Source organism: Azonexus sp., from assembly GCF_049652925.1.
Taxonomy (GTDB): Bacteria; Pseudomonadota; Gammaproteobacteria; order Burkholderiales; family Rhodocyclaceae; genus Azonexus.
Genome location: NZ_JBASFI010000012.1, coordinates 321018 through 329728, shown reverse-complemented (window position 1 = coordinate 329728; position 8711 = coordinate 321018). Strand labels below are relative to the sequence as shown.

7 protein-coding genes are annotated in these 8711 nt (G+C 60.2%); 5 read left to right on the top strand and 2 right to left on the bottom strand.

From position 1 onward, the window contains the following. Positions 1–126 precede the first annotated feature (126 nt). Positions 127–1041, bottom strand: coding sequence for a metallophosphoesterase (locus WBK19_RS05735; protein ID WP_511287782.1), 915 nt, complete (start codon positions 1039–1041; stop codon positions 127–129). 75 nt (positions 1042–1116) lie between these two features. Then, a complete protein-coding gene (locus WBK19_RS05730) occupies positions 1117–1263 on the bottom strand; it encodes a hypothetical protein (protein WP_511287780.1) in 147 nt (48 codons plus the stop codon). A 437-nt stretch (positions 1264–1700) separates the two neighbouring features. Between WBK19_RS05730 and WBK19_RS05725 the strand changes: the two genes are divergently transcribed. From WBK19_RS05725 to WBK19_RS05705, 5 genes are all read left to right on the top strand, one after another. After that, positions 1701–2729, top strand: coding sequence for a mechanosensitive ion channel family protein (locus WBK19_RS05725; protein ID WP_511287779.1), 1029 nt, complete (start codon positions 1701–1703; stop codon positions 2727–2729). Continuing rightward, positions 2726–3775: a glucokinase gene (locus WBK19_RS05720; RefSeq protein WP_511287777.1), complete on the top strand. Its 1050-nt coding sequence runs from the start codon at positions 2726–2728 to the stop codon at positions 3773–3775. Before WBK19_RS05725 ends, WBK19_RS05720 begins: the two co-directional genes overlap by 4 nt. Before the next feature lie 112 nt (positions 3776–3887). Continuing rightward, entirely contained in the window at positions 3888–6119 is a 2232-nt protein-coding gene (locus WBK19_RS05715; RefSeq protein WP_511287775.1) for an alpha,alpha-trehalose-phosphate synthase (UDP-forming), read from the top strand. After that, entirely contained in the window at positions 6116–6865 is a 750-nt protein-coding gene (gene otsB / locus WBK19_RS05710) for a trehalose-phosphatase (RefSeq protein WP_511287773.1), read from the top strand. Before WBK19_RS05715 ends, otsB begins: the two co-directional genes overlap by 4 nt. After that, complete coding sequence (locus WBK19_RS05705) at positions 6862–8640, top strand: glycoside hydrolase family 15 protein (RefSeq protein WP_511287772.1); 1779 nt, start codon at positions 6862–6864, stop codon at positions 8638–8640. Before otsB ends, WBK19_RS05705 begins: the two co-directional genes overlap by 4 nt. Positions 8641–8711 lie beyond the last annotated feature (71 nt).

The following is an 8711-nucleotide window of genomic DNA, read 5'->3' as shown; positions in this document are numbered from 1 at the left end:
GATCGTTGTGGGCTGGTGTCGCTGCTCGATACGACGCGACGACTCCAGTGCCTTACATGAACCGCCGTATGCGGAACCGCACGTACGGTGGTGTGAGAGGGCGACGGGGGCAACCCCGTCCCCTACTCAATGCTGTTTGGGCGGCCAGGGATGGGTTTCGAACCGGAAGAGAGCAGGCGATTTTGTGTCGATGATGCCGCGCGTCCAGCCCATGATCGGGTAGCCGTGGGTTTCGACCCGCGTGAAATTGCCCATCGGCCGGCCTTGCTTGTCCCGAAGAGGATGATCTATCCGGCTGATATGCGAGTCGCCATGGACGACGACGACCTGTCCAGTGAATTGCGACGTTTCGTGGCGTAGCAACTCCAGAAGTTCCAGGTAACCATGGTGGCCAAATCCCTGGTTGAAGTGTGTGAAGCCTGGGTTGGCCTGAAAAAGCAGGACGATACCGGTCAGCTTATCGCGTCGGGCCAGTGCGAAATTTTCCTTGAGCCATTCAATGGCGACCGGATTGCGGTTCAGAAATTCCGCACTCGGTTGGCCGGTCATCCCCCAATTATTGTTGCCACCTGGCAGATTTACGGTCACGAACAGTACCGGACCAAGACGAAAGCGGGCGTGTTCCGGATAGTTGCCGGGCTGTTGCTCAAGCGTCATTTTTTTCTGGCCGAGGGATAGGCCATCGCGCCAGAACAGGCTGCGCAGCTTGGTCAGGCGCTCCAGAGGGGCGTAGCTGCCATTCGACACGCGATCGCAGTCGGACCACTCGTTATCGCCAGGAACAAAAACAAACGGCACGCGCGAGGTGTTGAAGACGCCATGGCGATCAGCGAATAGGCTGTCGTCGCAGCGATCCTTGCCGGACTTGATGTCACCGATATGGGCCACGAATTCGACCTGATTGTCGGCGATGGCCTCGAGCATTTTCGGTAGTTCGGCCCGCTCGTAGTCGGAATAGGGCGTGTCGCCAATGACGGCAAAGCGCCAGACATCAGCTTGGGCCTGGGATATCGCGCCGATGAACAGCAGCGCCCATTTCATTTTTGGCCAAAATTTCCGGTTGACCGTGGAATCCACTACTTATCCTTTCAATGGCGTGAATGCATCAACGCAATTTTACGTATCGAGCGCTTTGCGGGGGAGGGCTGTCAGGAAGACGGTTTTTAGCATGTCGTGGCACCGCCTGACGCCGCCCGGGACGCAGCTTACCGCAAAGCCAAAATCCATTGCCGCAATGCGCCAGATCAAACGCTGTTTCTCCATGGGGAACTCCCGGTCGTCGCTTCTGTCCAGTAAATATCAGTCTTGAAAAAACGACAAGCATTTGGAAGGCGTGTTCCGGTGTGTGAGTTAACTGCATGTTATTAAATATGAAATTGGTCAATTTTAAGCATGGGTTTTCAAGTCTGACGGGTATGTCATTGGTTTTTGTTATGGACTTTCTTGCTGTAGGATGATCCGCTCTGTCTTTAGTCGAGCGAATTGCATGGACTTGAAGACACTCTTGAGTTGCCATCGTTTTCCCTGCCATTCCAACGGAACCGGCAATCCTGGCAGCAGTCCGAAAAGCGGAACCTGTACCTGAACAACAGGCTGCAATCCGCCTGGAACTATTCCTGGAGGAAACCAAACCGGTGCCGAACTGGCTGGAATTTCCCGTAACAATTGCAAATCCATGGTTGGAGCTGGGGGGAGCGTGCGTGCTGGCGGCGCTGCTTGGATTGCTCCTCCATTCCGCTCTGCATCGTCTGGCACGTCGTCTGGCAAGCGGGTTCGTGATGATCAGCAGTCTCGTCACCTACGCCCGGCATCCCATGCAATTGCTACTGCCGCTGCTCTTTGTTCACGTCGTGGTCGGTGGCGCCCCGGATTCGCTTTTCCTGATCAAACCGTTGCGCCATGTGCTTAATATCGTGCTGATCGCCAACCTGACTTTCCTCTGTATTCGTCTGGTCAAGGCGGTGGCCGAGGCCGTCATCAGCATGCATCCAGCCGATGTCGCCGACAATCTGCGGGCACGCAGTGTGCAGACGCAGAGCCGGGTCTTTTCGCGCGTCGTCATGACGCTGGTTGGCCTGATCGGCGTCGCGTCGATTTTGATGACCTTTCCCGGTGTCCGCCAGATCGGGGCCAGCCTGCTTGCCTCGGCCGGTGTTGCCGGTCTGGTTGCCGGTATCGCCGCCCGGCCGGTGTTGGGCAACCTGATTGCCGGCCTGCAGATTGCCTTGACCCAGCCGATACGGATCGACGATGTACTGATCGTCAAAGGCGAGTGGGGACGCGTCGAGGAAATCACCGGCAGCTACGTCGTGGTGCGCATCTGGGATGATCGCCGCATGATCGTGCCACTCGAATGGTTCATCCAGAATCCATTTGAGAACTGGACGCGAGCCGCGTCGCAAATTACCGGCTCGGTCTTTCTCTGGGTCGACTACGCCATGCCGCTCGAGCCGCTACGTCAGGAGCTTGAACGCATCTGCCACGCCGCCCCGGAGTGGGATGGTCGGGTCTGCGGACTGCAGGTGACCGAGTCCAGTGAAAGGGCGATGCAGCTACGCATCCTGGTCAGCGCCGGCGATGCCGGTAAAACCTGGGATTTGCGCTGCCGGGTTCGCGAGGGGCTGGTGCACTTCATTCAGCAAAATTATGCCGCCTATCTGCCGCAGTTGCGGGCTTCAGTCGACAACATTTCGGCATTCTCCGATGCCTTGCCGGAGGTCGCTCGATGACCAGTCTGGCGCCTACAGCGCTCCTGACTGCAGACATCGGCGGCACCTTCGGGCGCTTCTGCCTGTTCCAGGCGGGCCGACCGATCAGTGAAGTGCACACTCTGCAGCGGCAGAGTGCCAGCGATCTTGCCGCACTCTGCACTCAGGCCCTGCACGACTTCGGACAGCCCGTCTCGGGAGCCGCAATTGCCGTTGCCGCCCCCTTGAGCGCCGGCCATGCCCGGATGACCAACGCCGGTTGGGAGGTGGACGAGCAACAACTGGCCCAGGCCCTCGGCCTTGACCGCCTGCTCCTGATCAACGATTTCGCCGCTCTTGCCTGGTCGCTGACGGCGCTCGAGCCGACCGACGTATTGACTGTTCCCGCAGTCACCGAGCGCATCCCGAGCGATTCACAGGAAGAATCCGACCGTGCGCCGCGTGTCGTTTTCGGACCGGGAACCGGGCTCGGCGTAGCGGCGCTGGTGTATCACGACGGTCGACCACAGCCCATCGTTAGCGAAGGCGGTCATATCGGTTTTGCCCCGGCCGACGAATTCGAGCAGCGTGTACTCGAATTCGCCCAAACCCGCTTTGCCCGGGTTTCATGGGAGCGCATCCTGTCCGGCCCAGGGCTGGAACTCATCGATGAAGTCAGCTGCCTGCAACTCGGCGTAGCCGGCCCAAATCGTTCCGCCGCACAAATAGTAGCCGCCGCCCAGGCTGGGAACTGTCCGGCGGCGGCACACAGCATTGCTTGTTTCGCTGGCCTGCTCGGCAGTTTTGGTGGCGATCTGGCTCTGATGTTCAGGACCAACGGCGGCGTCGTGATCGGCGGCGGCATCGCGCTGCGTATAGCCTCGCTTGTTTCTCTCGCCGAGATACGCCAGCGCTTTGCCCGGAAGGGGCGCTTCACCGGCTGGCTGGAAAATCTTCCTCTGTCCATTCTGCGCAGCCCGAATGCGGCGCTGCTTGGGGCCGCGCGCGCCTACGCCGAACATTTCCCGGAGTCTGCCACCAGCGATCATCTTGACGCAGGGAGGCGACAGCTGGCGACCGGAAATTGATTTTGTATTGAGCAACCAAAGGAGCAATAAATGAGCACGATATTCTGGAACTACCAGATCATCAGCCTTGGTTACGGTATTGGCGTTGCCGGCAGATTGCGAGCGTAACCCGATGCGTTTATCTCTCCGCTTCGTCTTGCCCCTGATCCTGGTTCTGGCCGGAATTGCCTACGCCGTCGCCCCGCTGGTCGACAAACTGACCCTGAGCTGGTTCATTCGCGATCTGGACACCCGTTCGTCACTGATCGCCAAGGCCATCGAGGGGCCCTTGCAGGAACAACTGGCGGCTGGCCAGAAAGCCAAAGTCAGTGAGTTTTTCAATCACATTACCCAGGATGAGCGGCTGTTTGCCATTGGCTACTGCACGTCAGCACAAGGAAGGCCGCTGGCAAGCCGCTCACTGCCGGTGGAAATCAATTGTGCCGACCTTGATCGTCTGGAAGAGCCTGGCGAACACCTGTTGGCGAGCTCGCGTGGCCCCCTGCATGTGGCCGTAAAACCGCTAGCCAGCGAGTTGGCGCCGGATGGTCGTCTGGTCCTGGTGCACGACATGAGCTTCGTGACGCGCCGCAGCGAGGAAACCAAGCGTTACGTTTTCTATTTCTTCATGGGGCTGGCAGCGCTCATTTCGCTGGTCACGGTGGTCATTGCCCAATTGTCGTGGCGTGGCTGGATGACCGGGATGCGCTCGCTGCTCCGCGGAGAGGGGCTGCTGCGCGAACCGTCGGTTGAGGCTGGCCCGGAACGGCCGGAATTCAAACCGATTGCTCGCGACCTGCAGCTTCTTATCCGTGAACTGGAAGCCGAGACCAGGGCGCGTGACGAGAGTCAGATTACCTGGACGGCGGACGCGCTGCGCGCCATTCTGCACGGTGAATTACGCGGCGAGGATGTGCTCGTGGTTTCCAATCGTGAGCCTTACATCCATCAGCATCGCAACAATCATATCGACGTGCAGCGCCCGGCCAGTGGCGTGGTGACGGCGCTCGAGCCGATCATGCGCGCTTGTTCGGGCACCTGGATTGCCCACGGCAGCGGCTCCGCTGATCGCGACGTGGTCGACAAAAACGACCGGGTTGCCGTGCCGCCGGAAAACCCGGCTTACCAGATCCGGCGCATATGGCTGAGCGAAGAAGAAGAGGCCGGTTATTACTATGGCTTTGCCAACGAGGGACTCTGGCCCCTTTGCCACATTGCCCATGTGCGGCCAATCTTCCGTTCGGCGGACTGGGCGCAGTACGAGGCGGTCAACCGCAAGTTTGCCGAGGCGGTGGCCAGCGAGGCGAAGACAGATGCGCCGATAGTCCTTGTCCAGGACTACCATCTGGCCCTCTTGCCGCAAATGATCCGCGAGAAATTTCCCGATGCCACGATCATCACCTTCTGGCACATTCCATGGCCCAATCCCGAGTCTTTCGCCATTTGCCCATGGCGCGACCAGGTGGTGACCGGTTTGCTCGGCAGCAGTATCGTCGGCTTTCATACCCAGTCGCACTGCAATAATTTTGTCGATACGGTCGATCGTTTTCTCGAGGCGCGTGTTGATAGGGAAGCCTTTACCGTGACGCTGGGCGGCAAACTGACCGCCGTGCGGCGCTACCCGATTTCCATTGCCTGGCCGCCAGAGCCGGAGATGTTGGCGAAGAGCGTGGCCGATTGCCGAACAGATATCCGCAAGCAGAATGATCTGCCCCCCGAACACAAGTTTGGTATTGGTGTTGATCGCCTCGACTACACCAAGGGCATCGTCGAACGTTTTCGTGCCATCGAACGTCTGCTTGAACTGAATCCGGACTGGATCGGGAACTTCACCTTTATCCAGATCGCAGCGCCGACACGCTCCGGAATCAACGAGTATCAACATCATGAACAGGAAGTGCGCGCCGCCGCCATACGCATCAACAGTCGTTTCGAACATCAAGGTGCGCCGCCCATCCTGCTCAAGGTCGAACACCATGAGCCAGCCCAGGTGTACGAATACTTCCGCGCCGCCGACCTGTGTTTCGTCAGTAGCCTGCACGACGGGATGAATCTGGTTGCCAAGGAATTCGTCGCCGCCCGCGACGACGAGCGCGGCGTACTGATTCTCTCGGAATTTACCGGCGCCGCCCGGGAACTGTCCGAAGCTCTGATCGTCAATCCTTACGATGCCGACCAGTGTGCCGCTGCCCTGCATCTGGCGCTGACCATGCCGCTCGCCGAACAGCGTGACCGCATGCGCCTGATGCGCGGCCTGATTGCAGAATTCAATGTTTTCCGCTGGGCCGGGCGCATGCTGCTCGATGCCGCAGCCATGCGTCGCCGCAGTCGTCTGACCAGCAAATCGGAGAGTGGACGTCCATGACAAAATCACGTAACCGGAGGCCACCGACGCCGGAAGCCGGCTGGGCCTATTTTCTTGATGTCGATGGCACGCTGATCGATATCGCCGAGACGCCGGACGCCGTTCTCGTCGACAAGCAACTGCTCGACTTGATCGCCCAGTTGCATCGGGCCAGTGGCGGTGCGCTGGCACTGGTCAGCGGGCGGACCATCTCCGACCTCGAAGGACTGCTCGGCATGTCCCTGCCTATGGCCGGGCTGCACGGCCTGGAGCGCAGGGATGTGGCCGGCCGTCTGTGGATCCATGCCGCCCCACCGGATGCCAAGTGCGCCATCAAGGCGGCGCTGTTGCCGATCCAGGAGCGCCACCCGGGGCTCTTGCTCGAAGACAAGGGGCTGACGCTGGCCCTGCACTACCGGCAGGCACCGACCCTGGCCGCCTATGTTCATCGCCTGATGCGTCAACTCGTACTCACAGCTGGCGAAGGGCTCGAAGTGCAGTGCGGCAAAAAGGTCGTCGAGATCAAGCCGGCCGGCATCGACAAGGGCTCGGCGGTCAGCGAATACCTCAACGAACCGCCATTTTCCCAACGTCGCCCGGTCTTTATCGGCGACGATCTCAATGACGAACACGGTTTTGCCGAGGTCAATCGTCTCGATGGCATTTCGATCAAGGTCGGTCCGGGCAAGAGTTGCGCCCGCTATCGCCTGGCCGATGTTGCTGCCGTCCGCAACTGGTTGGGCGAAGCCCTGAAAGGCCTGTCATGAGCAGCCTGGACCTGGCCCTGATCGGCAACTGCACCATCGGCGCTCTGATCGACGAACAGGCAAAGCTCGTCTGGGGCTGCTTTCCCCGGTTTGATGGCGACCCGGTTTTCTGCGCCCTGCTCAAAGAGAACGCGGAAGATGGCTTCTTTGCCATCGAACTGGCCGATTGCCAGCGTTCCGAACAGCACTATCAGGAAAATACCGCCATCCTGGTGACCCGTCTCTACGACGAGCATGGCGGCGCCGTCGAAATCACCGATTTCGCACCCCGTTTCGGCCAGTTCGGCCGAATGTTCCGGCCGATGATGCTGGTCCGCCGGGTCGTCCGCCTGAGCGGCAGCCCGCGCCTCACCGTGCGGCTGCGCCCGACCCACTCCGATGGTGCAGGCAAGCCGGAACTGACCTGGGGCAGCAACCACATCCGCTATGTCGCGCCGACCGTCACCCTGCGCCTGACCACTGATGCCTCGCTAACCGCCATCCTGCAGGAAACCTCGTTTTTCCTCGAGGACAGCATCACCTTGTTGCTGGGCGCTGATGAAACGGCGCACGAAGGCGCTGCCGAGATCGGTCGCCGCTTCCTGCACGAAACGACGCAATACTGGTACGAGTGGGTACGGTCGCTGGGCATTCCCTTCGAATGGCAGGACGTGGTGATTCGCTCGGCCATCACGCTCAAGCTCAATGCCTTCGACGATACCGGCGCCATCGTTGCCGCCATGACCACCTCCATTCCCGAGTCGGCCGGCAGCGGGCGCAACTGGGATTACCGCTACTGCTGGCTGCGTGACGGCTATTTCGTCATCAATGCGCTGAACCGTCTAGGCGCAACGCGCACCATGGAACGCTACCTCGCCTACATCGTCAATATCGCTGCCCATGCCGCCGGCGGGCCGCTGCAGCCAGTTTTCGGCATCGATGGCCGCAGCAATCTGGACGAGCGCGAAGTTCCGTCCTTGTCCGGCTATCGCGGCATGGGTCCGGTGCGCATCGGCAATCTCGCCTATCGCCAGGTCCAGCACGACGTCTATGGCTCGGCCATTCTCGCCGCCACGCACATTTTCTTCGACCAGCGCCTGACCCGCCGGGGCGACGAAGCGCTCTTCCGGCGCCTCGAGTTTCTCGGCGAGCAAGCCAGACAGTGCTACGACCAGCCCGATGCCGGGCTCTGGGAGTTGCGCGGCAGTGCCCGCGTCCATACCTTTTCAGCCGTCATGTGCTGGGCCGCCTGTGATCGCCTGGCGCTCATCGCCACCAAGCTCGAACTGGCCGAACGTGCCGTCTACTGGCGCGACCAAGCCAACCTGATTCACGCAACGATCAGCCAGCGCGCCTGGAACAAGGCGTGTTCCAGCTTTGTCTCCACCTTTGAGGGCGAGGCCATGGATGCCAGCCTGTTGCTGCTCGCCGAGGTCGGTTTTCTCGACCCGGCCGACCCGCGTTTTGCCACGACGGTGGCGGCCGTCGAAAAGGATTTGCGACGTGGCGATTTCATTTTTCGTTATGTCGAAAAGGACGACTTCGGGGAACCGGAGAACGCCTTCCTGGTGTGCACCTTCTGGTACGTCAACGCCCTGGCGACGCTGGGCCGGCGCGATGAGGCACGTGTGTTGTTCGAGAAACTCCTGGCCTGTCGCAACAAACACGGCTTGCTGGCCGAACACATCGATCTGCGGACTGGCGAGCAGTGGGGAAACTTCGTGCAGACCTACAGCATGGTTGGGCTGATCAATGCGGCGATCCGGCTGTCAGTACGCTGGGATCAGGCGTTTTAGTGAGGCCGGAAATAGGGATCTTCGCAACATTTCATTTTTGGCCAAAATTTCCGGTTGACCGTGGGAATCGC

Excerpts from the sequence above, each read along its gene's own strand:
- WBK19_RS05735 (WP_511287782.1), bottom strand. The coding sequence starts at position 1,041 with ATGAAATGGGCGCTGCTGTTCATCGGCGCGATATCCCAGGCCCAAGCT.
- WBK19_RS05730 (WP_511287780.1), bottom strand. The coding sequence starts at position 1,263 with ATGGAGAAACAGCGTTTGATCTGGCGCATTGCGGCAATGGATTTTGGC.
- WBK19_RS05720 (WP_511287777.1), top strand. The coding sequence starts at position 2,726 with ATGACCAGTCTGGCGCCTACAGCGCTCCTGACTGCAGACATCGGCGGC.
- WBK19_RS05715 (WP_511287775.1), top strand. The coding sequence starts at position 3,888 with ATGCGTTTATCTCTCCGCTTCGTCTTGCCCCTGATCCTGGTTCTGGCC.
- otsB (WP_511287773.1), top strand. The coding sequence starts at position 6,116 with ATGACAAAATCACGTAACCGGAGGCCACCGACGCCGGAAGCCGGCTGG.
- WBK19_RS05705 (WP_511287772.1), top strand. The coding sequence starts at position 6,862 with ATGAGCAGCCTGGACCTGGCCCTGATCGGCAACTGCACCATCGGCGCT.